Origin of the sequence: Rhizobium sp. BK060 (assembly GCF_014193145.1) — a bacterium.
Lineage (GTDB): Bacteria > Pseudomonadota > Alphaproteobacteria > Rhizobiales > Rhizobiaceae > Rhizobium.
Window position 1 is genome coordinate 1 of sequence record NZ_JACHYW010000048.1, and the last position, 26,613, is coordinate 26,613.

Here is a 26,613-nt window from a genome sequence, read left to right on the forward strand (position 1 = left end):
GTCATGAAAGGTGGCTCAGCCATGGATTCGATACAAATCGAAAGGAGCACGCTATGAAAAGGTGATTGATCTTGACGGCGAAATCCTCATGTGAGCTTTGACGGTTGGAGCAGCCAGTCATTCCGCCGCATCGAGGTCAGAGAGCGCTTGTCGCCGTCGGGCAATGACGGCGGGGTCGTTCATGAAATCCTTAGCTCGTCCCGGTTTGCGACCCCGCGGCGTGTAGCCATTCTTCTCGCTATTGGTCTTCACCTTCGGCCGTGGCAACTGCTCCTGGCGCTCCTGGATGTAGCTCAGCACATCGGAAAGCCGCTTGTTCTCGGTGATCGCCGCATGCGTCACCCGCTGGTCCTTGTCGAACACCCTGTAGGGCAGGGAATGCCCCTTCCAGCGCACGTCCAATCGGCCATCGGCAAAGGCATAGGTCTCGACATAGCGGCCGACCAGCCCACGCGTCATATCGGTCTCTTCCAGCATGATCCGCTGGCGCTCGAACGAGAACGTCAGCTGCGCCCCGACATACCGCTGCTCACGCTTGCACAGAATGTCCTTGAGCCGGTCCAACGCCAGGTTCACCGGCCGATGCAGATTGTCAGATCGGGCAGGGGCAACTGCAAACCGCGCGTTGTAGCCTTCCATGAACGTCGGCAGAAACGCATTGCCCGCCTGCATGTCGCAGATCCCTGCCAATCGCATATCCTTGATCAATCGGTCCTGCAATGTCTGGTTCATGCGCTCGACCCGGCCCTTCGCCTGGCTTGAATTTGCGCAAAGAATCTCGATGTTTAGCTCGCAAAGCGCCCGCCCGAACTGGGTCATGCCCTGGCCGCCCTTGGCGTCCTTCTTCGCCACCCGGAACACCGAATGCTTGTCGGAATAGAACGCCACCGGCGCCCCGTGATCCTGCAGATAGAGTTCCAGCGCCGCGAAATAGCTGAAGGCGCTTTCCGAGCGCACAAAGCGCAACTGCATCAGCTTGCCCGTCGCATCGTCGATGAACACCAAAAGCGTACATGGCGGCCCACGATCTTCGAACCAGCGATGCTCGGAGCCGTCGATCTGCACCAGCTCACCATAAGCCTCGCGCCGCAACCGTGGCTGATGGAACGTGCGACGCTGCTGGCGCGATCGCCAGATACCGGCCGCCGTCATCCATTGCCGCAGCGTCTCGCGCGACACCGTCAGCCCATCGAGCTCTGCAAGCTTCTCGGCCGCCAGCGTCGGCCCGAAATCCCAATAGCGCTCGCGAACGATCGACAGCACATAATCACGCACGCCAGAACCGATCCGGTTGTTCGACAGCCGGCCGATCGCCTTGTGCCGGATCGACGCCGCGCACCCGTTCTGATCCGCTCCAACAGCCGGCGCACCTGGCGCTCGCTCAGCGCCAGAACATGCGCCGCCGACACCAACGTCATTCGACCGTCGATGACTTTCGACAAAACCTCGATCCGCTGCAGGTCACGCTCGCTCATCGCAATCAGTCCCACCGGCAATCTCCCACGTCATCAAACGCGGGGAGAGTGACATTCCAACTTTGCAGAAACAGGACACTTTAACTTTGCGGCTACACCATGAAGTCGGATAAGATAGATTATGGAACATGAGACGTTATCGAGATCCTTAAACGAACTTCATCAAGACGCTCCGATTGGATTTCTCTTTCAACTAGCTATGAACCTATGCCGATGCACAGTGAGAAAGTCACTCACCCTTTGCTGTGGCGAAAACGATGCTCGCATCGCTCACGATGGCGACATGCGAATAAGCCGCTTGACCGGCTGCCGCTGCATCGCCACGCATGATCGCGGTCACGATGACGTCGTGCTCGTCATAGGATTTTGCCAAGCGACCAGGCAGCCGGAACTGCGCGCGACGGAATGGCGCCAATCGTGCGCGTGTCTGCGTCACCAGCTCGAAGATGTGATCATTGTGCGCGCCGCGATAAAGCAGCGAGTGAAACTCGGTATTGTGCGCGGCATATTCGTCCTTGGCGCCGGCATGGACGAGCCTTGCGGAACTGCGGTGCGAAAACTCGAGCGCCCGTCTTTCATCAATGGTCATTCGTTCGGCCGAAAGGCGCGCGCAAATGGCTTCCAATTCCGACATCGCCTCGAACATCGAATGAAGATAGGCTTCCGTGACATTGGCCACGATCGCACTGCGGTTCGGTTCTCGATCGACCAAGCCCATCGCGCCAAGCTCGCGCAACGCTTCGCGAACCGGCGTTCGTGACACATCGAAACGCGCTGCAAGCGAAATCTCATCGAGTTTCTCGCCCGGCGACAACGCTCCCGTGACGATCATATCAGCCATCGCGCGGACCATCTGCTCGACGGTCGTGCCTGCTCTTACCACTTGTCTGCGTTTGACCTGATTCACGTTCGCGCTGACTTCCCTAGATTGTATACAGATTCATCCAGTATTCTGAAAAGTCAAATAGTTTCGTCTTTTTAGTGGGTTATTCGTCCATTCTGACAAACACGAAAATGGCTTTAAATCCGAACGCGGCCATTCATGCCCAAACATAATTCTCGGATTATTTTTTAATCACTTAACGACAACAATCTGCATACAGTTTGCACAGCTCCATATCTACACTTATTTTTATGCAATAACAACAATAGTTTATAATATGGCACGGTCATTGCATACACTTTCTTGCAACGTTTTCGAACCGGCCCTTGCCGCAAGGAGCATTCCGATGACCAGACTCCTTTCCATGAACCGCCGCCATTTCCTGCAGGCTTCCGCAGCCGGCGCACTCGCTTTGACGCCTGGCCTGCTGCCAAGCCGCGCCCTCGCCCAGAGCGCGCTGACGGTGGGTTTCATCTATGTCGGCCCCAAGGACGATTACGGCTACAACCAGGCGCATGCCGAAGGCGCGGCAGCGCTAAAGGCGCTGCCAGGCGTGACCATCGTAGAAGAAGAAAATGTCCCGGAAACGGTCGATGTCCAGAAGACGATGGAATCGATGATCAACCTCGACGGCGCGACGCTGATCTTCCCGACGTCGTTCGGCTATTTCAACCCGCATATGCTGGCGATGGCGGCAAAGTATCCGGACATTCAGTTCCGGCACTGCGGCGGGCTCTGGCAGGAAAGCAAGAACCCGGCGAACACCGGTTCGTATTTCGGCTACATCTTCCAGGGCCAATATCTGAACGGTGTCGTGGCCGGCTATACGTCGAAGAGCAAGAAGATCGGTTTCGTCGCCGCCAAGCCCATTCCGCAGGTGCTGCAGAACATCAATGCCTTCCTGCTCGGCGCGCGCGCGGTCGATCCGTCAATCACCTGCCAGGTCATCTTTACGGGCGAGTGGTCGCTGGCCGTCAAGGAAGCTGAAGCCACCAACGCACTGATAGACCAGGGCGCGGATGTGATTACCTGCCACGTGGACAGCCCGAAGGTTGTCGTCGAAACGGCTGCCGGACGCGGCGCTTTTGTCTGCGGCTACCATGCAAACCAGAGCCCGTTGGCACCTGAAAAATACCTGACCGGCGCGGAATGGGCGTGGGGTAACGTCTATACCGACTTCGTAAAGAAGCTGCAGGCCGGCGAAAAGCTCGGCAACTTCGTGCGCGGCGGCCTCAAAGACGGGTTCGTCAAGATGAGTCCACTGGGGCCTGCCGTGCCCGTGGAAGGACGGACGAAGTTCGACGCCACGCTAGCCGAAATGATGACCGGCAAGTTCTCCGTCTTCAAGGGGCCGATCAAGGACAACAAGGGCAACGTCGTCGTCGCGGCCGGCAAGAGCTATGCCGAAGATGCTATCGAGCTCGAGAGCATGGACTACCTGGTGGAAGGCGTCGTCGGATCCACGGCCTAAGCCAGAGGGAGAAGCGTCATGACAGTCGAGGCGAACACTGCCGCAATTTCCATCGCTTCCGAACGATCTTCCGTACTGAGACCCGTCCTCGAATGGCTGGCACGGCGAGCGGAACCTGTTGTCATTAGTTTCGGCGCGATCCTGATCGGGCTGGCGCTCTTCTCCATCTTCATCCTAGTGATCGGCAAACCGCCGGCCACCTTGTTCCAACTGATGTACACGGGCGGCTTTGGCAGCTGGTTCTCGATCCAGAACAGCCTTAGCCGGGCCGCCCCGCTTCTTCTGACAGCACTGTGTGTCGCCTTGCCGGCCCGTTTAGGGCTCGTCATCATCGGGGGCGAGGGCGCCGTAGTGTTGGGCGGCGTCGCCGCCGCTGCGATTGCACTGCCGTTCATCGGGATGCTGCCTGCTCTCCTCGTCCTGCTGCTCATGGCTGCAGCGGCCATGGTCGTCGGAGGCATCTGGATTGGCCTTGCAGGCTTCCTCCGGCACTATCGCGGCGTCAACGAGACGATCTCCTCTCTGCTGCTCGCCTATATCGCCATTGCCCTGATGAACCAGTTCGTCGAAGGGCTGCTGCGCGATCCGGCGAGCCTGAACAAACCCTCGACATCTCCCCTACCCGCGGAGTACATGCTCGGCAAGATGCCCGGAATGGACGTGCATTGGGGGCTCGCCATCGGCGTCGTCGCCTGCATCGCTTCCTGGGTGCTGATCGAGGTGACGAGCTACGGCTTTGCCGCGCGTATCGCCGGCGGCAACGTTCGTGCCGCACAGATCCAGGGATTGCCTGTCGGCCGCCTGATCGTCGGTTTCACGGCGATCGCCGGCAGCTTCGCGGGCCTTGCCGGAATGATCGAAGTCGCTGCCGTCCAGGGTAGCGCCAATGCCTCGCTGGCGGCGGGCTATGGCTATACGGGCATCCTCGTCGCCTTCCTGGCGCGACACAATCCGCTAGCGATCATTCCGGTCGCCATCCTGCTTGGCGGCATCGATGCGTCGGGTGGGCTGATTCAGCGCCGCATGGCATTGCCTGACGCGACTGTACTGGTGCTGCAGGGCACGCTCTTCGTCGTCATCCTCTTCTGCGAGACCTTCTACGGCCGCTTCAAGATCTTCAATCCCGACCTCTGGAAAAGGAGTGCATGATGGACGCGGGCGGCATCGGCATCTGGGGCGTCCCCCTCGCCATCTTCGCAGGCGCGATCCGCGTGTCGACACCTTTCATCTTCGTCAGCCTCGGCGAGACCATCACCGAACGCTCCGGCCGCATCAATCTCGGGCTGGAAGGCACGCTGGTCTTCGGCGCCATGACGGCCTACGCGATCGCCGTGCTCAGCGGCTCGCCCTGGCTTGGTGTACTTGCAGCCATGGGCACCGGTGCGGTCTTTGGCCTGGTGCACGGATGGATCTGCAAGTGGCCGAAGGTCAACGATATCGCGATCGGCATCGCCATGATGCAATTCGGCCTCGGGCTTGCCTTCTTTCTCGGCAAGCCCTTCATCCAGCCGGCAGCGCCACATTTGCCGTCGATCCAGCTAGGTGCCTGGTCCGATCTTCCGCAGGTTCAGGCGGCCTTGAACATCAATGCGCTTTTCATCCTGGGCGGCGTACTTGCGCTCTTTCTGTGGTGGGCGTTCAGAAACACCCGGATCGGCCTTGTGTTGCGCGTCGTCGGCGACAGTACCGACGCGGCACGTGCGATGGGAATCAACCCAGACCGCGTGCGCCTGCTGGCCACGGTCGTCGGCGGATCGCTTGCCGCCGTCGGGGGCGCCTATCTCTCGCTCTACTACCCGGGCTCATGGAACGAAGGCATCTCCTCGGGGCAGGGCCTGATGGCGGTGGCACTAGTGATCTTCGCACGCTGGAACCCGATCGGCTGCTTCCTGGCGGCGCTTCTCTTCGGCGGCGCGGGTGCGCTGGGCCCTGCCCTGCAGTCCGTCGGCGTCACCCAGGGCTACTATCTCTTCTACGCGGCTCCCTACGTGCTGACACTGGCTATTCTAATCGCGACTTCGTCGCCCACCCGCTCGCTTGCGGGAGCGCCCGGCGCGTTGTCGCTCGCGAAATAGATGATCTGCAATGGACGGTCCCGGCGGATTCGACGGGCTGGAAAAACATTCAAGCTTGCGGGGGAATAGGAGAAAACGATGGACGCGATGGTCGAAACCAAAGGACACTACATCAATGCCGATCCCTATCCCTGGCCCTACAACGGTGCACTGAGGCCCGACAACACGGCACTCATCATCATCGACATGCAAACCGATTTCTGCGGCAAGGGCGGCTATGTCGATCACATGGGCTATGACCTGTCGCTAGTGCGGGCGCCTATCGAGCCGATCAAGAACGTGCTCGCCGCCATGCGCGCCAAGGGCTACCACATCATTCATACCCGCGAAGGGCATCGCCCCGATCTCGCGGATCTGCCCGCAAACAAGCGCTGGCGCTCACAGCGCATTAACGCCGGCATCGGCGACGCCGGCCCTTGCGGCCGCATCCTCATTCGTGGAGAACCAGGGTGGGACATTATCGACGAGCTGAAGCCGACCGAGGGCGAGACGATCATCGACAAGCCCGGCAAGGGCTCCTTCTGCGCTACGGATTTGGAACTGATCCTCAACCAGAAGCGGATCGAGAACATCATCCTGACCGGCATCACGACCGATGTCTGCGTTCACACGACGATGCGCGAGGCGAACGATCGCGGCTTCGAGTGCCTGCTGCTCGAGGACTGCTGCGGCGCCACCGACTACGGCAATCACCTCGCCGCCATCAAGATGGTGAAGATGCAGGGCGGTGTCTTCGGATCGGTGTCCAATTCGACAACCCTGATCGAGGCGTTTCCTTGATGCCGTCCTTGCGTGCCCTTCGTCGAAAAGGAGATCTGAAGTGAGCATTGTACGCGACACGCCTCTTCCCCAGTCCGGCAAGGCCGTCGGTATTCAGACACTCGACATGACCATGCGGTTCGGCAGCTTCATCGCACTTGACCGTGTTTCAATCGACATTCCGGCCGGTACCTTCCACGCCCTCCTCGGCGAGAACGGTGCAGGCAAGTCGACTCTCGTCAAATGCATCATGGGCTTCTACCATCAGACGTCGGGTTCGCTCTCAGTCGATGGCCGCGAAGTGGTAATCGCCTCCCCCAGGGATGCGGCGACTTATGGGCTCGGCATGGTCTATCAGCACTTCACGCTGGTGCCGTCGCTGACAGGTGCGGAAAACCTCGTCATCAGCCGCGCCGCCGTGCCCGCCGTGATCAATTGGGCCAAGGAGCGCAAGGATCTCGCAGCCTTCATGGAGCGCATGCCGTTCAAGATCCCGCTCGATCGTCCGGTCAAGGAGCTCGCCGCCGGTGAAAAGCAAAAACTCGAAATCGTCAAACAGCTCTATCTCGGCCGCAGCTTTCTCGTGCTCGATGAGCCAACATCCGTACTGACGCCCGCCGAGGCAGACGAGATGCTCGGGCTCATGCGCGGCATGACCGAACGCGGCGAACTGACCGTGCTGATGATTTCGCACAAGTTCCATGAGGTCACCAAGTTCGCCGACGCCGTCTCTATCCTCCGACGCGGAAAGCTGGTCGGCGGCGGCAAGGTGGGCGAGATGTCGACCGCAGAGATGGCCTCCACGATGATCGGCGACGTCAAGCTCGCCGAACTCGACACGCGCGTGCCGGTATCGAAAATGGCGAAGCCTGTTCTCAAGGTGGAAAAGGTCAAGGCTCCTGATCGCTCCGGCCTGAAGACCATCGAGATCGAGAACTTGACGGTTCGCTCCGGCGAAATCGTCGGCATCGCTGGCATATCGGGCAACGGGCAGAAGGAACTGACCGAGATTCTTGCCGGTCAACGACCGACCGAGGCAGGTAGCGTGCTGGTAAACGGTAACGCCTACGGAGCGACCCGGCTGGAAACGCGCAGGAACAGTGTGCGCTTCATTCCGGAGGAACCCCTGCAGAATGCCTGCGCACCACGCATGACGGTGAGCGAGAATCTCGCCTTCCGTACATTCGATCTGAAGCAGGACGGTAAGGACGCAATCTGGCTCAACAAGGCCAAAATGAAGAAGCGGGCGACTGACCTGATCGCCGACTTCAAGGTCAAGACCGCCTCGTCCGCATCACCGATCGCTGCGCTGTCCGGCGGCAATGTGCAACGTGCCGTGCTTGCGCGTGAACTGACGGGCGAGGTCGATCTTCTGATCGTATCCAATCCCTGCTTTGGCCTTGACTTCTCGGCGGTGGCGGAAATCCGCGCGCGCATCATGAGGGCGCGCAACTCCGGTGCGGCGGTGCTGCTGCTGTCTGAAGATCTGGACGAATTGCTGGAGATGTCAGACCGGATCATGGTCATCTCGGGAGGCAAGTTCGTCTACGAAACCCCGGCGCTGGCGGCTGATATCTCGGTCATTGGTGCGCACATGGCAGGACATCACTGATGGCTGACATCAAGGCGCAACCTTTTGCCTTTCCGACGAAGTCCGACCAACTGGCACTGATCGTCATCGACATGCAGCGCGACTTCGCCGAGCCCGGCGGCTTCGGCGCGAGCCTCGGCAACGATGTCAGCCGCATCACCAAGATCGTTCCCGATGTCAAACGGCTGATTCAAGGATTTCGTGATGCCGGCCTGCCTGTCATTCACACCATGGAATGCCACAAGCCGGATCTTTCCGATCTCTCGCCTGCCAAGCGCAACCGCGGCAAGCCAACCCTCAGGATCGGCGATGATGGACCAATGGGTCGGATCTTGATTGCCGGCGAGGCTGGTACGGCGATCCTGCCTGAGCTTGCCCCTATCGACGGCGAGATCGTGATCGAAAAACCGGGCAAGGGTGCCTTCTACGCCACCGAACTCGGGGACGTCTTAAAAGCGAGGGGCATCAGCCAGCTCGTCTTTGCTGGCGTCACCACTGAGGTCTGCGTTCAGACGACCATGCGCGAAGCCAATGATCGCGGATACGAGTGCCTCCTCGCCGAAGAAGCGACCGAGAGCTATTTTCCCGAATTCAAGGAAGCCGCCATCGCCATGATCCGCGCCCAGGGCGCGATCGTCGGCTGGACTGCACATGTGGACGACATATTGGAGGTAGTCGGCCATGCCTGAGACGACACGTGAACTCCTTACCCTAGGCGGCTGGAAAAACCTGACTTTCTCTCCATTTCGTGAAGACGTCACTATCCATTGGATCCGCCCTTTCGAAAACGATCAACCGGGCGTCGCCCTTTTGAAATACGAGGCTGGCGCGTCTGTGCCACGGCATCGCCATGAGGGGCTCGAGACCATCCTGGTGCTGGAAGGCACCCAATCCGATGAGGCCGGCGACTATGGGCGCGGCAGTTACATCGTCAATGCGGCCGGGACAGAACACTCCGTGTGGAGTGACACCGGCTGCGTCGTGCTGATCCAATGGGATCGGCCCGTGAAGATTCTGGACGAGGAAATAGCATGACCGGCGCACCGGCTTTCGATATCGCATCGCTGCACGCATTCTACGCTGGGGGCGGAACTGCCCACACGATCATCGACAGGGTGTTCGCACGGCTGGCCGAGGTCAACGATCCGGGCATCTTTCTTCACCTCGCAGATCGTGAGGCACTGCTTGCCGAGGCGGATGCGCTGGGTGCGTTTGACGCCGAGGCCAAGCCGCTTTGGGGTATCCCCCTCGCCGTCAAGGACAACATCGATGTTGCCGGCATGCCGACGACTGCCGCCTGCCCGGACTATTCTTATCTGCCGACAGTTGATGCAACCGTCGTTCGCTTGTTGAAGGAAGCCGGTGCGCTCGTCATCGGCAAGACCAATCTCGATCAGTTCGCGACGGGACTGGTGGGTGTCCGATCGCCCTATCCGATCCCTCGCAACGCTATCGACGCCAACCTCGTTCCAGGCGGCTCCAGCTCCGGCTCAGCTGTCGCCACCGCGCAGGGCATCGTCAGCTTCGCACTGGGAACGGATACCGCCGGCTCCGGCCGCGTCCCGGCGGGGCTCAACAACATCGTCGGACTCAAGCCGAGTGTCGGCGCCCTTTCGACAATGGGTGTCATACCTGCCTGCCGCACGCTCGACTGCGTGTCCATCTTTGCCCTGACCGTCGATGATGCCTGGCGTGTCTTTGGCACCGTCGCCCGTTACGATGTGGCGGATGCTTATTCGAAGGACATCCCTGCCGCCGGCTATGGCTTGCTTCCGCCGGTCCTGACCATCGGAACTCCCGCAAAGGCCGACCGCCAATTCTTTGGCGACGCCGCCATGGAAGCTTCGTACGAAAACGCGCTCGAGCTGCTGGCAACGCTCGGCCATCGCCTCGTCGAGGTGCCGTTCGAGGATTTCTACAAGGTCGCCAACCTTCTCTACGAAGGTGCCTGGGTGGCTGAACGCTATGTTGCCGTGAAGGCCTTCTTCGATGCCAACGAAACGAGCTTCCATCCGGTCACGCGCAAGATCTATGGCGCCGCTAGAACACTCAGTGCTGCCGATGTCTTCAACGGCCTCTACGCCCTTCAGGCTTTGAAGAAGACCGTGCAACCGATCATCGACTCTGTCGATCTTCTCTGCGTTCCGACAGCGCCAAGCCACTACACGCTGGCCGACCTCGCCGCCGAGCCGATCCGCGAGAACTCACGGCTTGGGACCTACACCAATTTCGTCAATCTACTCGATATGTGCGGGATCGCCGTGCCGACGGGCAAACGTACCGACGGCCTGCCGGCAAGCGTAACGCTGCTGGCGCTGTCGGGCCGGGATAGTTTGACGGCGGCTCTTGCACGAGAGATCCACCAGGCCGCCGGTGTGAGCCTGGGCGCCACAGGCTGGCCCCTGCCCGCCGCGCCGCCGAAACCGACGACAAATGCCCAGAGCGAGATGATCGATCTTGTTGTCGTCGGTGCGCATCTATCCGGCATGCAGCTGAATGTCCAACTGCGTGACCTCGACGCTGTGTTTTCGCGGGCGGCGCAGACATCGGATGCCTACCGGCTCTATGCGCTTGCCGGCCAGGTGCCCGCAAAGCCCGGGATGATCCGTGTCGAGCCCGGCAAAGGTGGCCGCATCGATGTGGAAGTCTGGCGTTTGACGCCTGCTGCCTTTGGGCAATTCGTGGCTGCGATACCCTCGCCTCTCGGAATCGGTTCGATCACTTTGTCTGACGGAGTCGTGGTGAAAGGCTTTCTTGTGGAGCCAGCAGCGATCACCGAGGCGACCGATATCACCGACTATGGCGGTTGGCGCAACTATGTGGCTGCGCAGGCCGAGCAGAGGGCGCGAAGCGCGGGCTGATCTGCGCGCAAACCTCAGGCGCCTGATGGCTCGTCAGGCGGTTTCCAGCTCCGCCAACTCGATATCGAAGCTCATTTGATCATAGGCCGGTACGACATGGTCCGGCGTCTCGGCCATAACAGTATCGTAGTCCAGCGGGGTATGCATATGGGTCAGGATAGCCCGCTTCGGCTTCAGACGGTCGATCCAATCCAAAGATTGTTCCAGCGACAGGTGGCTGGGATGATACCGGTATTGCAGCGCGTCGATGATCAGGACATCGAGATCCTGAAGTTTTGTTACGGTTTCCGGAGGGAAGTCACTGATATCGCTGCAATAAGCGACACCACCAATGCGGAATCCGAGGGACGTTATATCACCATGCTGCTGTGTATGTGGGTGGAATGAAATCGTGCCTCCGGCGCCGGCAATCCGCAGTGGCACATCAATGCTTTCAATGACCTTGGTTTCGACGATCGGCGGATAGTTGCTCCCGGGCGGCGTCTCCATGCAATAGCCGAATCCTTGGCGAATGCGATCCATCGTCTCCTTGGTGGCATGGATAGGGACGCGTTGTTGCGATCCATAGAAATATCCGCGCAGGTCGTCGAGACCATGAATGTGGTCTGCATGCGGATGCGTATAGAGAACCGCGTCAATGTGCGTGACGCGGGCCGCGATCATCTGCTCGCGAAAGTCCGGTCCGGTGTCGACAACGACCGTCGTAGCGCCACCGTTGTCATCAAATTGCTGCACCATGAAGGCTGCACGCGTACGCCGGTTCCTCGGATTGGTCGGATCGCATGCGCCCCAATCGCCGGTGATGCGTGGAACGCCGGGCGACGACGAACAGCCGAGAATGGTGAAACGCCGTCTGTAGCCCACGCTGTCAGATCCTCGGCATCTTTGAGAAAATGCGAAATGCGTTTTCCGTCGTGATCCGTGCCATCTCGGGATAGCTGAGGCCGAGCGTCTCGGCCAGAACCTCGGCTGTGTTCACGACATAGGACGGCTCATTGCGCTTGCCCCGCCAGCGCTTCGGCGCGAGGTAGGGCGCATCCGTCTCGACAAGCAGGCGATCGTGCGGGACCGTCTTGGCGATGTCGCGAAGCTCCTCCGACTTCGGGAAGGTCAGGATGCCGGAAAAGGAGACGTAGCCGCCGAGTTCAACGCCGACCCTTGCGAGTTCGGCGCCCGACGAGAAGCAATGAAGGATGAAGGGGAACGCCCCCCTGCCCGTTTCCTCGGTCAGGATCGCCGCCATGTCTTCGTCGGCGCTGCGGCTATGGATCACGAGCGGCAGCTGTGTCTCACGCGACGCATCGATATGGCGCCGCAATCCGGTCTGCTGGTCTTCCGGCTTCTGCGTGTCGTAGAAGTAGTCGAGACCGGCCTCGCCGATCGCGACGATCTTCTCGTGGGCATTGGCCAGCCGCACGAGATCGTCCGTCTGGATGTCGAGCTCATCGCTGGCATTGTTCGGATGGGTGCCGACGGAACAGAAGACGGATGGATATTTCTCGGTGATCGCGAGCAGCGCGTCGAGCTTGCGCACGCGCGTCGAGATCGTCACCATCTGCTTGACGCCGGCGTCGTGCGCGCGCTTGACGATCTCGTCGCGCTCCTCCTCGAAGTCGGCAAAATCCAGATGGCAATGCGTATCGATCAGCATGACATCCTCACGCTTCCGGCGCGACGTAACGCGGGAAGACCGGCTTCGGCGCTTCGAGCGGCGTGCCGGAAACCAGACGACCGGCCTCGCCCAGCGCTGCGAAGTCGCGCTTTTCGGCGGGAGCAGCCACGAGATCGAGCAGCTTGCCGGCCGATTCCGGCATAAAGGGCTGCAGCAGGATGGCGATCTGGCGCACGACCTCGGCCGTGACATAAAGCACAGTGCCCATGCGCGCCGGATCGGTCTTCTTCAGCGCCCACGGTTCTTGGCCTGCGAAATAGCGATCGGTCTCGGAAACGACCGCTATGATCGAGGCCACCGCACGATGAATGAGTTGCTTGCCCATGTCGTCACGCGTCGACGCGAGCAGCGCGTCGGCCTGCGCCAGCATGGCTTTGTCCTCGTCCGTCAGCGAACCACATTCCGGAATCTTGCCGTCGCAGTTCTTGACAATCATCGACAACGAACGGCTGGCAAGGTTGCCGATCCCGTTGGCTAGGTCGGAATTGATGCGAGTGCCGATCGCCTCTTCGCTGTAGCTGCCGTCCTGGCCGAAGGAAACCTCGCGCAGGAAGAAGTAGCGCACCTGATCAAGGCCGAAATGGTTCACGAGATTGACCGGATCGACGACGTTGCCGAGCGATTTCGACATCTTTTCGCCTTTGTTGAGCAAGAAGCCATGCGCGAAGACGCGCTTCGGCAGCGGCAGCTTCGCGGACATCAGGAATGCCGGCCAATAGACTGCATGGAAGCGAATGATGTCCTTGCCGATGATGTGCACATCCGCCGGCCAGTACTTGGCTCGAGGGCCACTCCGATCTTCGATATAGCCGGTCGCGGTAATGTAGTTCGTCAGCGCGTCGACCCAGACATACATCACATGGGCAGGATCGTTCGGTACCTTGATGCCCCAGTCGAACGTCGTGCGCGAGACCGAGAGATCCTTGAGCCCTGACTTGACGAACGAGATCACCTCGTTACGACGCTCGGCCGGCCCGATGAAATCCGGATTGGCTTCGTAGTGCGCCAGCAGCTTGTCCTGGTATTCAGAGAGCTTGAAGAAGTAGCTCGCCTCTTCCACCCATTCGACAGGCGTGCCTTGCGGACCGTAGCGCACGCCATCGGCGCGCAGCTCGGTCTCGTTTTCCTGATAGTAGCCCTCGTCGCGCACCGAGTACCAGCCGGCATAGGAATCCTTGTAGATGTCGCCATTGTCGGCCATCAGATTCCAGATGTTCTGGGATGTCTGGTGGTGACGCTCCTGCGTCGTGCGAATGAAATCGTCATTCGATGCGTTGAGAAGTTTCGCCATCGACTCGAATTCGCCGGAGTTGCGATCGGCAAGCTCCTGCGCCGAGATGCCTTCGGCGCGCGCCGTCTGCTGCATCTTCTGGCCATGCTCGTCGGTGCCGGTCAGAAAAAAGACATCCTTGCCGTCGAGGCGCTGATAGCGCGCCATGGCATCCGTCGCGATCAGCTCGTAGGCATGGCCGATATGCGGCTTGCCGTTCGGGTAGGAAATCGCGGTAGTAATGTAGAAGGGTGTCTTGTCTGTCATGGCGGCCATTCTTGTCCGGCTTACTCTATAAAATTTGTCAGCCGCTCTTAGCGCATGTCATGGCGAAGCGAAACACCAAGTTTTGAAAGCATCGGCGATTTGGCGATCGCGGGCGTGCTGCACTTGACTCGATTTTAGGCGCATTCTACCCAAAGAAAACTCAAAGGCGGGGCATCAGCGACGTGACATCACCAGCACTCGGCAGCATCATTTCACGCGCAGGCTCGAGGTCGGCTGTTTGACCGTCCTTTCCAGTTTCGATCCCCTCTATTCCCTCTCGGGGCTTCTCGTCGGCGCTCTTGTCGGCATTACAGGCGTCGGCGGCGGATCACTGATGACGCCCTTGCTGGTGCTTGTCTTCGGCATTCATCCAGCCACAGCCGTCGGAACTGATCTGCTCTACGCCGCTGTTACCAAGACGGCCGGAACGGCAGTGCACGGCATGCACGGCAGAGTGAACTGGCGCGTTGTCAGCTGTCTTGCCGCCGGTAGCGTTCCGGCCGCCCTGCTGATGCTCTGGCTCATGGCAGGTGTCGACCGCAAGAGCGTCGACGTCGCCCACACGATCACGACAGCCCTTGGCTGGCTGCTTGTCCTGACCGCATTCATGCTGGTCTTTCGCAAGCAGGTGCTAGCACTTGCGCTTCGCTCCATTGGAGAGCGCTCTCCGCCCAAGCCGATCACGATCGCCATCTGGACGACCGTGCTTGGCCTGGTGCTCGGGGTCCTCGTGACCCTGACGTCGGTGGGCGCAGGAGCGCTCGGCGTGACCGTGCTGCTAGTGCTTTACCCGCGCCTTGATGTTCGCGAGATCGTCGGCTCCGACATCGTCCACGCCGTTCCGCTGACGCTGATCGGTGGTATGGGCTACTGGATGATCGGCGAGATTGACTGGGGAATGCTCTTTGCACTTCTGGTGGGCTCTATCCCCGGGATCATCGCCGGCAGCCTGATCGCACCGAAGCTCCATGAACGGACAATCCGCATCGTGCTGGCGCTAACGCTTGCCGTCGTCGCGTGGAAGCTGCTCGCGACCTGATCAAGAACCAGGTTGTTTGATGTCTCCGAGGATGCTGAGGATCGTTTGCTTGCGATCCAGATTGTAGGCATCCGAAACCGTCAGCCGCTCGCCGATGTCGGAATGTAGGCGGGCCAGCCGCTCGGCGACCGCAACCTGCCCTGCAATCGCTGCGGCCCGTGCCTTGCGCATCAGATCTTCGCCGACATGGCTGGTGAAGAATTCAAAGATCGTGTCACTGTCCTTGCCGGAAAGCGCATCCGCTAGCCGGTGCATCGCGCGCCGGGCTGATGGTCCCTGCGCTTGCAGAACCTCGTTGTAGGCGGCGATGATCTCGCCGCCGCCATAGTTCACCAGCTTCAGCGCCTCTCCGACGCTGCCGTTCGCGGCCGCAAGAAGGTCGCGATCGGCAGCCTCGATACCGAGATGTGCGAGCGCCGCGCCGAGGGTGCTGTCTTCAAGCGGCGCAAGCTTCAGCGGCAGGCAGCGCGAGCGAATTGTTGGCAGCAGTTTCCCCGGTGCATGCGAGATCAGCAGGAACAACGCACGCTTCGGCGGCTCCTCGAGAATTTTCAGGATCGCATTCGCGGCATTGCGGTTCATGTCATCGGCAGGATCGATGATGACGATGCGCCAATTGCCGGTGCCCGACGTCTGTGAGAAGAAGCGCCCTGCCCGTCTGACCTCATCGACCGTGATGGCAGATTTGACCTTGCCCGTTTTCTCATCAACGGGCCGTGCCAGGTGAAGCAGGTTATGCGACGCGCCAGAGGCAATCTGGCGACTGACCGACGAGGCCGGATCGGGATCGCCCAGCAGCTCCGGCGCACTGGCAGGATCAGGATGAGTCAACACATGATTTGCAAACCGGAACGCCAGCGTTGCCTTGCCGATGCCCGGTGGCCCCTCGATTAGAATCGCATGGTGGCCTTTGCCCGACTGGTATGACTGCGCGAGGAATGCCTCGGCGTCTTCGTGACCAAATAGCTTCATGTTCTCGGCTGGCCAAATGGCGCCGTCGAGCAATCCCGGCCGTTCATCACTCATGCGCTGCCTCCGCTACCTTCGCCGCAGCCGGATGCGACAGACGCTGCCAGACGATCTCGACAATCTCCGCAGCGATGGCCTCTTCGGTCTGCATCGCATCAATGACGTGGCAACGGCCCGGCTCCCGACCAGCTATGTCTAGAAAGGCTTCCCGGCGCTTCTCGTGGGTTTCCAGCTCTTCCTTCTCGAAGCGATCGGGGCTCACATCGCCGGCCGCACCTCGTCTCCGGGCACGCTCCAGACCAGCCCACGCCGGCAGATCGAGGATCAGCGTGCAATCCGGGACGATGCCGTTGACGGCCACGCGCTGCAGCGCCTCGATGAATTCCGATTCCAGATTTCCGGTCACGCCCTGATAGACGCGGGATGAATCCATGAAACGATCGCAAAGGACCACCTTTCCGCTCATTAGAGCCGGTCGGATGACTTCCTCAACGTGATCATTGCGCGCTGCGGCAAAAAGGATTGCCTCCATTCGTGTTCCGAAGGCTTCGGCAGCACCCGACAGAAGCACATGACGCACGGCTTCCGCGCCTGGCGAGCCACCCGGCTCTCGTGTCAACAGCACGTCGTAGCCGCGACCACGAAGAGCCTCGGCGAGGCGACGGATCTGCGTCGACTTTCCCGCGCCCTCCCCGCCTTCAAACGTTACGAACAATCCAGTACCGGATGGCAATGACTACTTCCTGCATTACGGCGCTCGCCCGCACCACTGCCGTACATCTAGCGGAAGGCAGCGAAAAGTGAAACCGCCCCGACGACAACTCTCACCCTGAACGGCGAATATGGCGATCACATGGGTTCGGGCTTGTTCCACAGCCAGGAGAACAACAACGTTTCGCCGAGCTCCATCAGAGCATCGACGGCGCGGCTGCTCAAAGAGCCGACCGCCACGGTCTCCCTCGTATAGAGCGGCACCTCACGCAACAGCCGGCCAGCCGCAAAGATGCGCAGCGTCCCTATTTCATGACCGGCCGCCACCGGAGCCATCAACGGCCAACGATAGACAATGCGCGCCGACAGCCGCTCGGGATTGCTGATCGGTATGTAGACACTCACAGGCGTCTTTGCGACGAGGTCGACGCTGCGCGAGGTTCCACCATAGACGCTGGCCTGGCCGATCACTTCGGCATCGGCAAAAATCTGGCGGCTTTCGAACGCAGTCAGCCCCCATTCGAGCACTCTTTTGGCCTCTTCAGTGCGCTCCTTATCGGAGGCGATCCCGCCCAGTGCCATGAACAGCCGCCTGCCGTCGCGCTCTGCCGAAGCAACGATCGAATACCCTTCTCCCTCGGCAAACCCGATGGCGAGACCGTCAACGCCCATGCTGAGACCGAGCAGCGGGTTGCGGTTACGCTGGAAGATCCTGTTCCATTCGAAATCGGGCTGAGAAAAATACGAGTAGAGGTTCGGGTAGGACTTTTGCAGTTCTGCGGCCAGCGTCACCATGTCTAACGCGGTCGTCTTGCTCTTGCCGTCCGGAAGCCCGGTCGAGTTCCCGAAGATAGACCGTTCCATTCCGAGCGTTCTGGCGCGCCGCGTCATGGCCTCCGCAAAGGCCGGCTCGCCACCGCTCATCCCTTCCGCAAGAATGATGCAGCTGTCATTGGCGCCCTGAATGGCAACGCCCTTGATTAGATCCTCGACGCGGACACTCGATTTGAGTGCGGCAAACATCGTTGCCGTGCGCGATGGCGCGCCGCCGGTTCGCCAGGCATATTCCGAAACGGAATATTGCGTATCGAGGGTGATCTGGTTCTTTGCGAGCGCATCGAAGACGAGGTCCACCGTCATCAGCTTAGCAAGTGAGGCCGGCGAGAAGGTCTGATTCTCGTTCTTGGCAAGAAGCACCGTGCCGGTCGATCCTTCGATCATGTAGGCTTGCGCCGCCTTGGTCACAAAGGAAGCGTTGGTGTCACTGCTTGCGGCAACGGCGCCCGTTGCAAAAGGCAGAAGACAGACACAGAGGCAAATGAGACGCTTCAACACCGAAAACCCCACAGCTCGGGCGACCTTGAAGATGCTAGCGGCGGACCGAGAACGACGCAATGGCCGCCTTTACTCGGCGCGCGCTGCTCCCGCCTTCTGCCGTTTGAAGGATGCCAGGATGGCGTCCTGCGTGAGCCCATCGTTGCGAACCATCACCGCATCGAAAGCGAGCTCGACCGTGACGGTCTTTACGCCCTCTTCCTGATACCCCATTGCGAGAGAACCCTGCGGCCCTCCAAAGGGACGCTCATAAGGGAAAGGACCAAATTCCGGCAGAACGACCATCTGCCCGGCCGTAGGCTCTGCCAGCGGTGCGCTGCCACCAACGGACGGTGACGGCATTGGCGTCGGAACGGGCGCGGCATTGTAGCTGGCGCTGGGGGTCGAGCCGGCATAGGACGTCGCCGAGACCGGCACCGGGACGTTCTCCGGCTCAGGCGTGAAGCCGCCAAAGCTCTGGAGCTGGTCAGCGGTTATGCGCTTGCTGTTGGAGGCCACCATGACGCCGCTTGCGATCTGGCCGCCACCCGGGTTAATGCCCGGCATGCGACTGCCCTTCGGCACATAGGAGGCCATCAGATAGGGCATGTCGTGACCATCCATGCGGGCACGGCCGACATACTGAACGCGGACTTTTCCGGTGCCGCTATGCTGCAGATCCAGCATATCCGCCGTCTTGTTGGACAAGTCGATGATGCGCCCTTCGTGATAGGGACCGCGATCGTTAACACGCACGATGATGGACGAACCGTTTTCCGTATTCGTCACACGTGCATAGCTCGGCAGAGGAAACGTCGGATGCGCCGCGGAAAGATGCATCTGATCGTAGACTTCGCCGTTTGCCGTCAAGCGACCATGAAAGGCTGAGCCGTACCAGGATGCGATGCCGACCTTGTTGTACGAGAAATCTTCCTTCGGGTAGTACCACTTACCCTTCACCACGTATGCGTCCCCAACCATATAGCGACCGCCGCCCTTCGGGATATTGTTGCCGGACGCAACCCGTGGACTGGCCTTGACGCCGTATTCCTTCTCCGAGAAATATTCCTTGCCGTGGGAGCGCTTCGTCGGCGTCGGCGCGGTGCCACAAGCCGTAACCGTTGCGCAGATGAGCGACAGCCCAACCCATCGCATTCCCGTTGCGAATGACGCCGCCCCGTAGTCTCGTTTCATATGCCCCACGCCGCTCAAGACCGTTATGGTTAAGAAATCTGCCCCGATCTGGGCCAGACACCCCTAATCCCACCAACCTAACGAGACTTTAATCATGTGGCTTTCGTGGCAAATTTGCGAAGCATTTCGCCAAGATGGCGACAATTCTAATTACTATGGTTAACAGATAACTAATTTAAGGCTCTAGGCAACGCGCTCGGCGCCCAGCCCAGCAGGCGGTTTGGCAAGAGAGCTTCCTTGCCGTCGTAGTCCGCTATTCCTGCCTGGCGCGTGCTGAAATCGGGCAACTTTGCGAACTCGCGCGTTCCCCGCCGATATCCTTCAATGGTTTGGAGAAGTGGATCTGAGGTCGTCGACGGCGAAACCCCTACCGACGTCGTCATTCGAGATGCAAACCCGCCTGCCATGGCATACTCGTTGATCGTGTTCATGAAGCCGATCTTGTGGCCTTTGGTGGCGCCATTTGCTTCCATATCGATGGTGATGCATCCCAGAAGGCTTGCATTGCCCGCGGTGTGGTATTCATCGTATCCGGGCTACCCTGGAAACTGCTATTCCAACTACGACATGGCTGCTGATGGCAGTCGCTGCGGCAACCGAAGCGCCATGTCCCGTCCAGGAGCGTATTGAAGTAGGCGCCGAGCCGCAGTCATTGACTCCAGCAACTTGTATGACAGGCTGGTGCAATTCGGACGCCGACTAGGAGCCTGTTGCCATGACGAACGAACGATTTAGCGAATGTCTGCTCCATATCCGATGGACCCCGATCAATATCGCGTCGGCGCTGCAGTGCGAGCTGTCATGGATCGAAGCGCTAGAAGCCGGGAACGAGGAAGTTCCGGCCGAACTTGCTGCGTGGTTGGAGACGCTGGCGAAGGCACACGAAGCTTTGCCAGCGCCAGAGGCTTACCGGGGCAAGAGTTCAAAGCATTAAGCGAAGTTTAGTAGAGGGAAACGAGGGGCTATGTTCTTCTCAAAAGCAGCAAGAGCCACAGCTGGTGGCGACTTTGTCGCGGTGAGCATCCTTCGCAGACCTGCCTTACGGCCTCAGGCATTTGCAAATGACAGTCGAGCCGCGCACTGAACATGAAGGGTCCTTCACAGGTCTCCACTGCGATAGTTCTCTAGAGAAGGTGGATTTCACGAAGTCCTGAATTTCATCCTGAATAGGACTGACGTCGCGTGGGATGCTGAAACAACTCCCCGTTTGACCAGATGTGAAGCCCAGATAGTCAAACGTGGTCCAGCCTCCTGCCTTTTGAAGAAGGGTGTCTCCCTTAAACCCCGGCGAATGGACGGCGGTTTCAATCTTCCTCAACCTGGCAGGATCCTCGTTGCAAAACCAAATTGGATTGTCCTCCTGCCAACCCTCCACCGTGCAATTGGCCCCAGCGTATACGCTCGTAATGGTATTTCCCCACGCATCGGCCTCATTCACATCAATTATTTTAAGAAGATACGGCCAAGTGGCCTCCAAACCAGTATCGAAAACTCGCACCATCTTGAGCGTCCCGTTGCGAAACTCTCCCTTCAGGTCAATTCCATCGGCGGCCAACTCGTCAACGATGGAGAGGAAGTCTGGGTAGGGAAGCCCGTTAACTGAAAGGAGGCTTATGTTCTCTTTCACCCCACGGATATGTTCGAACTTTTTACTCCTTAGCGCCTTTATGATCCGAACCGTAGATTCAGCACCGCGTCTTTTCACTCCCCCGACGGCGACAGCATAAGCACTCGAGGAACGACCGGCGAAATAGTCCCATCCCTCTTGGTCCGCGCCGTTCTCCATCAGCAGGTCAATCAGACGATCATCAGCCTGCGCCAGCAGAGCTTCCTTCACAAAGCTCCGCTTGAATCGCCCATCGGCAAATCCATTTCCGTCGACATTCCCGCGGCGTAAAATAGTGCGAGCGCTAAGAAAATCGTTCTCCCCTATGGCCGCTATCAAGGCGCGACCATCATCGGTAACGGGATCTGCGATTGCCGCCTTTGGCAATCCACAATTAAGGAAGAACGACACTAGTGTCATTGCGATGAAATGCGGCCATCGTCGCGTGATACGTCGAAGAGCGACAATCATGTGCTTACCTTGAACCCGCCTCTATGAGGCGTACTTTCCGCCGTCGCCCGCTCGGCTATAGATTGCTTCTAGGGAAACTGCCACGGGATTGATCGGGGTTCTGGAATGTGCGGACGAATCTACATCAAGGCTACGCTCGAGGAAATGCTACAGAACTTCGCGTTCTCGGCACGGGGCGATGTGGAAGCCCTAAGCAACCAGTTCCCGCGATATAACGGCGCCCCTTCCCTTTACTACCCCATCATCATCCGGGACATGGTGCGGGAACCCGACACCATGGGGCCAGTCTTTGTATCTGCCCGTTGGGGCCTACAGCCATCCTGGATGAAGCCCGGAGGGCGTCCACCGCCAATCAATGCTCGTCGCGAAGGCATCGCGACCAACGGACTGTTCAAGTCCGCGTACCGATCGCGCCGCTGCTTGGTGCCGATCAATGGCTACTTCGAATGGAAGGACATTTACGGGACTGGCAAGAACAAGCAGCCGTATGCGATTGCCATGGCTGATGACAGCCCGTTCGCGCTCGCGGGCATCTGGGATACGTGGCGAGATCCTGCCACCGGCGCCGACATTCGCAATTTCGCGGTGGTGACGTGTCCACCGAACGAGATGATGGCAGACATCCACGACCGCATGCCGGTTGTCCTGCATCGCGACGACTACGAGCGCTGGCTATCGCTAGAGCTCGACCCGGACGACCTGATGAAACCCTACCCGGCCGAACAAATGAAGATGTGGCCCATTGACCGAAAAGTCGGATCGCCGAAAAACGATACGGCGGACGTTATCGAGAGGATCGATCCTGATCCCGAACCGACGATGATATGAAAACGGCCTTCCACGTCACACTCCAAAAGCTCGAGGCGCCTTTTGTATCGGTCGTCCTATACCTCCGTATGATTCCGCCAGAACGGCTGTGAGTTACCATTCACCCATAGTCCCTGCCTTTGGTTGGTGCCGTTTTCATTGGAGAATGCCATGTCCACGTTCAGAAAAGCCGCAGCGATGGGATTGATCGCGTCAGCCCTTGCGGTCGCGTCGATCGTCGCCACCACTCCTGCCATGGCCCACGGCCACGGCGGAGGTCATGGAGGAGGTGGTCACGGCGGCGCCTTGGGTAGCGACAACTTCAGAAACGACTACGGGAATGTCGCCGAGCACAACGATGGTTTTGCTGAAAGTGCAAATCATACCTTTGGCGGATTTCGCCATCGAGGATTTCGCCGTTTCCACGACAATGGGTGGGATGATTGCTATCCGGGTTGGAGGCACGAGCGCCACGTCGATACCTTCCAGAGGGCATGCGACTGATCGGCCACTATGAAGCGATATCTCGCACGCACAAATGCTTGGTAGGGCTTTTTTATGCTCATGGTTGAGATCGGCATCGGACCTCTTACTGAAGCTCTGATCCTGCTCAATCTCGACGACAATTCCGCGCCGATCGCTATAGGCGTAGTCGGCGGGGTTGGCCTTAAACAGACGTCGGGCGATCGGATTCCAGGCGTTGAATAGAAGGCGCTGACTTGCCGTGTCCGTCGCTACGCCGTTGGCGGTCGTTCGGAAGCTCCCGAGATATGTTGCCTGGCGCGCTGAAATCGAAATCGTGTCTCCCGAGTTCGCGTCGGTTCGCAGCGTGATCGTGTTCTTGTTAACCAGGAGGTCCTTGTAGCTCTCGAGCTCCGAGGTGCCGGCGCCCAGTCCCTCGCGCAACGCCTGACGTCCAGGCAGGGTCCGTGGTGCAGATCAGAACAAGTTCGCGATCGATCGGGAAGATACCCACGAGTGGACCAGACTGCTGGCAAAGACCGACCTGCCCCGCATCCGCTTCCATGACGTCCGGCACTCACACGCGATGCAATTGCTTGCTGCCGGCGTGCATCCGAAGATCGCAAGCGAGCGCCTCGGTCACTCGACGATCGGCATCACCCTCGACCTCTATTCGCATGTTATGGCGGGGATGCAGGCAAATGCTGCTGAGCAAGTTGACGCGGCCATCAAAGCTGTTAAAAAGCCAGCCGTCGAGTGATTGGGTAACAAATCGGTAGCAAAGCCGGTTTTCAGGCAAAAGGCGAAGAGCTAAAAGCTAATCTAATCAATCGGATGGAAGAGTGTCCGAGTGGTTTAAGGAACCGGTCTTGAAAACCGGCGTGCGGGAAACCGTACCGTGGGTTCGAATCCCACCTCTTCCGCCACAAGCCTTTGAAAAGACGATAGTTTTTTCGCCGCTCCATCCGATAAGTATCCCTCCTCGCCTGCAACATTTCAACAGTTTTCTGCAACAATGCTGCAACAACTCTCCCCCGCGCACTTTACTGCCCGCTTTGAGTGGAACGGGTCAGTCAAACGGTTCGACGAATCGAGGCCGGACGATAACACTGTCGAATCATCCTTCGAACGGCCTCAGAGGTCAGCCTATTAACGGTCACAAGTATGCCCGATGGCCTGACCGTCATCCGGCTCCATCAGGGCCGCTCAAGTGGAATACAACGCGGCCTGCATTTGCTTGTACGCTTCCTTGATCGTTGTCAGGTCGCCAAGCTTCACACGACCTTCGGCAACGCTGCCGTACCGGGCGATCAGATATTGCCCCAATTTCTTCGAAGCCAACTCCCGCTCGCCATTCACGACGTAGGCCTTCAGGATTGCCACTAGCAGAGCCTGAAGTTCACCATTGAACTCGTTCAAACCTGTCGTCTCTGTGGTCGCGGCTCGCTGCTCCCTGGTAACCAGAGGGTTCGTAAATAGGATATACGATAGCACGTCGAAGAGATCCGAATCCTTCGCATCGACCAGTTGCCGCATGTCTTCCAATTTGTCCTGGTCATAGCCTCGGTCGAAAAGCTGACCTAGGAACTGTTCTCGATTATCGGGATCACTCCAGGCTGCCCGCAAAGCGTCTTCATTCGGCACCATCGATGACAATTCGCCAAACAGCTGCTTCAGGAACTCTTGAGCTGAAATCGGCCTGCCATCCGCGCTCCAATACGTCGTGGACGCGATGTAGCGAATTGACCGGTCCTTTCCATCAGCGAGCTTTACCACGACCTTCTCGCGCGACGGCTCATCCGGCCCTTCGTCACCACCTCCTAAAGGCTCCCCCTCATCACCACCCGGTAGACCTGGCCCGCCCGGCCCGCCAGGTCTTGGTTTCGGCTGCTCCGGCTCAAGCGGCTCGCCATCCCATTCTGGGTCGTTGAAATTCTCGTGAGCTTTGACGAAATCCCAGATCGTGAAAAAGTCCTTACCCTCATAAGTGCGCGTCCCCCGTCCGATGATTTGCTTAAATTCGATCATCGATTTAATCGGGCGCATCAGAACGATGTGACGCACGTTTCGCGCATCGACGCCGGTCGAAAGCTTTTGGGAGGTCGTCAGGATCGTGGGAGTCGTCTTGTCGTTATCCTGAAAATCGCGAAGGTGTTGATCGCCCACCGCGCCGTCATTTGCAGTTACCCGGTGACAATAATTGGGATTGGAGCTCGATTTCACCTGATTGATCAGATCTCGCACTAGCGCTGCGTGGTCCTGCGTAGCGCAGAAAACCAGCGTTTTCTGGCGCTGATCGATCTGGCCCATAAACTCCTTGACGCGGCTTAGCTCTCGCTCAGGTATGATGATGCGGGTGTTGAAATCATCTTCGGTGAAGGCTTCGCCCTCTTCGATTTCTCCCGCCAGCACGTCGTCGCTGCCATCGTAGACATATTCGTCAATCGTGCTCGCCATCTGACGAACCTTGAACGGTGTCAGGAAGCCATCTTCGATCCCGTCCTTCAGTGCATAGGTGTAAACCGGTTCACCGAAATAGGCGTAAGTATCTGAATTGTGTTTGCGCTTCGGCGTGGCGGTCAAACCAAGCTGAACGGCCGGTTCGAAATATTCGAGAATCGCTCGCCATTCGCTTTCGTCCTTGGCTCCGCCCCGGTGGCATTCGTCGATCACAATGAAATCAAAGAAATCCGCTGGATACTGTTGATAAACCGGCACGCCTTCGCCGGTCATAAAGGTCTGGAAAATGGTGAAGAACAGGCTTGCATTCTTTGGGACCTTGCCTCTGTTCTTGCGAATTGCGTCAGGGTCGATGCGAGTAACGGCATCATTCGGAAAGGCAGAAAAGGCGTTGTAGGCCTGATCGGCAAGTATATTGCGATCGGCAAGAAACAGGATGCGCGGGCGACGCACCGGTTCGCCGGAGAGGTTCCATTTCGACTGAAACAGCTTCCAGGCAATCTGAAAGGCAATGGAGGTCTTGCCCGTGCCGGTGGCAAGCGTCAGTAATATACGCCGATCCCCCTCAGCAATCGCGTCCAGCGCTGCCGTTATCGCCCTGTGCTGATAGTAACGCAGCTCCCATTTGCCGCCATCGGTTTCGAAATCAACCGCACCGAAGCGTTCACGCCAAGTGTTGTGGGTGGTGAAGGTGCGGTTCCACAATTCGTCGGGTGTAGGAAATGGCAAAGCCATGTCCCCTTCCACGCCGCTCTGCATGTCGATCTGATACCAACCAAGCCCATTCGATGCATAAGCAAAGCGGGAGGCGAGTCGCGTGGCATAGTCCTTGGCCTGGCCAACGCCATTGCGGTGGCTGAGGCCCGCTCTCTTAGCTTCCATGACGGCCAGTTTATGTCCTTTGTAAATCAACACGTAGTCACAGGAGAGCGACTTTCCGCGCTGGCCACCGGAAAGAATGCGCCCCGGACAAATGACCTCCCGCCGCACTTTGGAGCCTTCCACCACTCCCCAACCGGCAGCGCTTAAGACGGGATCTATGCGGTTGGCACGTGTGTCGGCTTCGGTTTCGCTCATCAGAATTGCTGCCTGTTATCCAAAATGTATTTGCGCCATCCGTCGGGATTGCGTCCTCCGACGCCCAACAATGCGCGATCAATCGTGAGCGCGACGAACAGCCCACGGCTTTCGGCGTTGACGGGATCGCAATAGCACTTTCTTTCAGAACTTCTGCTTTGCCCTCTTCGGCATAAAGT

General features: G+C 59.0%; 24 protein-coding genes, 1 tRNA gene and 1 pseudogene. 13 read left to right on the top strand and 13 right to left on the bottom strand.

All coding sequences use genetic code 11. The features are described from left to right. Window positions 1-117: 117 nt before the first annotated feature. Together FHT71_RS30415 and FHT71_RS30420 are read right to left on the bottom strand one after the other, a co-directional pair. Window positions 118-1,490 (bottom strand): annotated as a pseudogene (locus tag FHT71_RS30415) (ISNCY family transposase). Window positions 1,491-1,704: 214 nt separating this feature from the next. Beyond that, window positions 1,705-2,382: a GntR family transcriptional regulator gene (locus FHT71_RS30420; protein ID WP_132591058.1), complete on the bottom strand. Its 678-nt coding sequence runs from the start codon at window positions 2,380-2,382 to the stop codon at window positions 1,705-1,707. Between the two features lie 322 nt (window positions 2,383-2,704). On the opposite strand from FHT71_RS30420, the gene FHT71_RS30425 reads away from it, so the two are divergent. From FHT71_RS30425 to atzF, 8 genes are all read left to right on the top strand, one after another. After that, window positions 2,705-3,829: a BMP family ABC transporter substrate-binding protein gene (locus tag FHT71_RS30425; protein WP_132591056.1), complete on the top strand. Its 1,125-nt coding sequence runs from the start codon at window positions 2,705-2,707 to the stop codon at window positions 3,827-3,829. 18 nt (window positions 3,830-3,847) lie between these two features. Continuing rightward, window positions 3,848-4,978, top strand: coding sequence for an ABC transporter permease (locus FHT71_RS30430; protein ID WP_183723180.1), 1,131 nt, complete (start codon window positions 3,848-3,850; stop codon window positions 4,976-4,978). Further along, window positions 4,978-5,904, top strand: coding sequence for an ABC transporter permease (locus FHT71_RS30435; protein WP_007793519.1), 927 nt, complete (start codon window positions 4,978-4,980; stop codon window positions 5,902-5,904). Before FHT71_RS30430 ends, FHT71_RS30435 begins: the two co-directional genes overlap by 1 nt. Before the next feature lie 78 nt (window positions 5,905-5,982). After that, window positions 5,983-6,684: an isochorismatase family cysteine hydrolase gene (locus FHT71_RS30440; protein WP_132591052.1), complete on the top strand. Its 702-nt coding sequence runs from the start codon at window positions 5,983-5,985 to the stop codon at window positions 6,682-6,684. 40 nt (window positions 6,685-6,724) lie between these two features. Then, window positions 6,725-8,275 carry an ABC transporter ATP-binding protein gene (locus FHT71_RS30445; RefSeq protein WP_132591050.1) on the top strand — a complete coding sequence of 517 codons (1,551 nt, stop codon included), beginning with the start codon at window positions 6,725-6,727 and terminating at the stop codon, window positions 8,273-8,275. Next, entirely contained in the window at window positions 8,275-8,943 is a 669-nt protein-coding gene (locus FHT71_RS30450) for an isochorismatase family cysteine hydrolase (RefSeq protein WP_132591048.1), read from the top strand. The genes FHT71_RS30445 and FHT71_RS30450 overlap by 1 nt, the downstream gene beginning before the upstream one ends. Then, on the top strand, window positions 8,936-9,289 hold the full coding sequence (locus FHT71_RS30455) for a cupin domain-containing protein (protein ID WP_132591046.1): 354 nt from the start codon (window positions 8,936-8,938) through the stop codon (window positions 9,287-9,289). Before FHT71_RS30450 ends, FHT71_RS30455 begins: the two co-directional genes overlap by 8 nt. Next, window positions 9,286-11,115, top strand: a complete 1,830-nt coding sequence (gene atzF / locus FHT71_RS30460) for an allophanate hydrolase (RefSeq protein WP_183723182.1) — start codon at window positions 9,286-9,288, stop codon at window positions 11,113-11,115. Before FHT71_RS30455 ends, atzF begins: the two co-directional genes overlap by 4 nt. A gap of 33 nt (window positions 11,116-11,148) precedes the next feature. Here atzF and FHT71_RS30465 read toward each other — a convergent pair whose 3' ends face one another. The 3 genes from FHT71_RS30465 to metG are packed head-to-tail and all read right to left on the bottom strand — an operon-like array spanning window position 11,149 to window position 14,324. Next, window positions 11,149-11,979: an MBL fold metallo-hydrolase gene (locus tag FHT71_RS30465; protein ID WP_007793506.1), complete on the bottom strand. Its 831-nt coding sequence runs from the start codon at window positions 11,977-11,979 to the stop codon at window positions 11,149-11,151. 4 nt (window positions 11,980-11,983) lie between these two features. After that, window positions 11,984-12,766: a TatD family hydrolase gene (locus FHT71_RS30470; protein ID WP_183723184.1), complete on the bottom strand. Its 783-nt coding sequence runs from the start codon at window positions 12,764-12,766 to the stop codon at window positions 11,984-11,986. Between the two features lie 7 nt (window positions 12,767-12,773). After that, complete coding sequence (gene metG / locus FHT71_RS30475; protein WP_132591038.1) at window positions 12,774-14,324, bottom strand: methionine--tRNA ligase; 1,551 nt, start codon at window positions 14,322-14,324, stop codon at window positions 12,774-12,776. Between the two features lie 238 nt (window positions 14,325-14,562). On the opposite strand from metG, the gene FHT71_RS30480 reads away from it, so the two are divergent. Next, a complete protein-coding gene (locus FHT71_RS30480) occupies window positions 14,563-15,363 on the top strand; it encodes a sulfite exporter TauE/SafE family protein (RefSeq protein ID WP_183723186.1) in 801 nt (266 codons plus the stop codon). On the opposite strand, the gene FHT71_RS30485 is transcribed toward FHT71_RS30480, so the two are convergent. The 5 genes from FHT71_RS30485 to FHT71_RS30505 all read right to left on the bottom strand — a co-directional run bounded on the left by FHT71_RS30485 (window position 15,364) and on the right by FHT71_RS30505 (window position 20,024). Then, window positions 15,364-16,389, bottom strand: a complete 1,026-nt coding sequence (locus tag FHT71_RS30485; protein ID WP_183723188.1) for a DNA polymerase III subunit delta' — start codon at window positions 16,387-16,389, stop codon at window positions 15,364-15,366. Beyond that, on the bottom strand, window positions 16,382-17,065 hold the full coding sequence (tmk, locus tag FHT71_RS30490) for a dTMP kinase (protein ID WP_007793489.1): 684 nt from the start codon (window positions 17,063-17,065) through the stop codon (window positions 16,382-16,384). Before tmk ends, FHT71_RS30485 begins: the two co-directional genes overlap by 8 nt. A gap of 116 nt (window positions 17,066-17,181) precedes the next feature. Beyond that, window positions 17,182-18,378 carry a D-alanyl-D-alanine carboxypeptidase family protein gene (locus tag FHT71_RS30495; RefSeq protein WP_132591032.1) on the bottom strand — a complete coding sequence of 399 codons (1,197 nt, stop codon included), beginning with the start codon at window positions 18,376-18,378 and terminating at the stop codon, window positions 17,182-17,184. A gap of 69 nt (window positions 18,379-18,447) precedes the next feature. Continuing rightward, complete coding sequence (locus FHT71_RS30500) at window positions 18,448-19,551, bottom strand: septal ring lytic transglycosylase RlpA family protein (protein WP_132591030.1); 1,104 nt, start codon at window positions 19,549-19,551, stop codon at window positions 18,448-18,450. Between the two features lie 170 nt (window positions 19,552-19,721). Further along, window positions 19,722-20,024, bottom strand: a complete 303-nt coding sequence (locus FHT71_RS30505) for a hypothetical protein (protein WP_132591028.1) — start codon at window positions 20,022-20,024, stop codon at window positions 19,722-19,724. A 242-nt stretch (window positions 20,025-20,266) separates the two neighbouring features. Between FHT71_RS30505 and FHT71_RS30510 the strand changes: the two genes are divergently transcribed. Then, a complete protein-coding gene (locus FHT71_RS30510; protein WP_007793480.1) occupies window positions 20,267-20,485 on the top strand; it encodes a hypothetical protein in 219 nt (72 codons plus the stop codon). Window positions 20,486-20,590: 105 nt separating this feature from the next. On the opposite strand, the gene FHT71_RS30515 is transcribed toward FHT71_RS30510, so the two are convergent. Further along, window positions 20,591-21,628, bottom strand: a complete 1,038-nt coding sequence (locus FHT71_RS30515) for a hypothetical protein (RefSeq protein WP_132591026.1) — start codon at window positions 21,626-21,628, stop codon at window positions 20,591-20,593. 105 nt (window positions 21,629-21,733) lie between these two features. Between FHT71_RS30515 and FHT71_RS30520 the strand changes: the two genes are divergently transcribed. Next, complete coding sequence (locus FHT71_RS30520; protein ID WP_132591024.1) at window positions 21,734-22,456, top strand: SOS response-associated peptidase; 723 nt, start codon at window positions 21,734-21,736, stop codon at window positions 22,454-22,456. A gap of 192 nt (window positions 22,457-22,648) precedes the next feature. Here the strand turns inward: FHT71_RS30520 and FHT71_RS30525 are convergent, their stop codons facing one another. Further along, complete coding sequence (locus tag FHT71_RS30525) at window positions 22,649-23,341, bottom strand: hypothetical protein (protein WP_132591022.1); 693 nt, start codon at window positions 23,339-23,341, stop codon at window positions 22,649-22,651. Window positions 23,342-23,390: 49 nt separating this feature from the next. Between FHT71_RS30525 and FHT71_RS30530 the strand changes: the two genes are divergently transcribed. Both FHT71_RS30530 and FHT71_RS30535 read left to right on the top strand, forming a co-directional pair. After that, a complete protein-coding gene (locus FHT71_RS30530; RefSeq protein WP_281040967.1) occupies window positions 23,391-23,657 on the top strand; it encodes a tyrosine-type recombinase/integrase in 267 nt (88 codons plus the stop codon). A 76-nt stretch (window positions 23,658-23,733) separates the two neighbouring features. After that, window positions 23,734-23,823: transfer RNA gene (locus FHT71_RS30535), tRNA-Ser, on the top strand. Window positions 23,824-24,103: 280 nt separating this feature from the next. Here FHT71_RS30535 and FHT71_RS30540 read toward each other — a convergent pair. Beyond that, window positions 24,104-26,434 (bottom strand): type I restriction endonuclease subunit R, encoded by a 2,331-nt coding sequence (locus tag FHT71_RS30540; protein ID WP_183723190.1) that lies wholly within the window; start codon window positions 26,432-26,434, stop codon window positions 24,104-24,106. Window positions 26,435-26,613 lie beyond the last annotated feature (179 nt).